This is a genomic window from Priestia sp. P5_B4 (assembly GCF_056400385.1).
This window is the reverse complement of record NZ_JBFULJ010001222.1, coordinates 1-877: the sequence shown is the minus strand read 5'-3', so window position 1 is coordinate 877 and position 877 is coordinate 1. Positions and strand designations below refer to the sequence as shown.

The 877-nt window shown below is 33.6% G+C and carries 1 protein-coding gene; it reads left to right on the top strand.

What is annotated here, in order from left to right:
* Positions 1 to 309 precede the first annotated feature (309 nt).
* The coding region (locus AC1DRF_RS30075; RefSeq protein WP_477742582.1) for a DUF7010 family protein at positions 310 to 877 on the top strand (568 nt) is incomplete at its 3' end.

The following is an 877-nucleotide window of genomic DNA, read 5'->3' as shown; positions in this document are numbered from 1 at the left end:
CAAAAAGAATCCTTAGTAGAACCGGTCAGTCCCTGTTCTACTTTAAGGGTTCTTTTTTGCACAGGAATAAATTAAAGCAACAACGAAATTATATATAAAGACCACCAAGAGAAAGGTCAGTTAATAATGAATCCACTAAGCCCATAAGAAAAACAATTATGAATATAACCTTGAAAATACTGGATTTTCCGAAATGTAATCATAAAATGTAGCTGCTAAATAATTAAATAGAATAAGTTGTACAATGGATTTATAAATTATAAACATAGAAAGACTTCTTAATTGAAATAAAAAAGGAGGTTATAGTAGATGTCTCAAACTACTATTCCCAGAGCTGCTGTGCGCGGTACAGCAGCTGGAGTTATCTTCATGGCATTTTTCGGAACCCTTTGGTCAGGAATTGGAATTAGAGGAATGCAGGGGTGGGCATTTTTTGGACTTATCATCCTGTCTTTATTGATTGGAGTCATATTATTTATCGGTGCAATTGTATTAATAAAGAAGTCCAGTCTATTATCTAATGAAGTAATCAAAAAGGATAAGGAGCATTGGAGAAAAAAGAATATATGGTTCGGTATTATTTTTAGTTTAGAAGGTCTTTTGATTGCTATTACTTCTTTTATTTGCACGTCTACTAATCACTTAGATTTGTTTGTTCCTGTTATGGCTCTTATTGTCGGTGCTCATTTTTTCCCTTTAGCATCTCTATTTCAAGTTCCAACTTATTATATTACAGGGACACTTCTGTGTTTACTAGCAACGCTTGTCATGTTAGCTTTTCCTGTAAAAACAATAATAAGCGATCATCACATTATGGTATGGTGGGTATCTCTAGGTTTTGGCTCGGCTTTAATATTATGGGGAACTGGAGTAATAG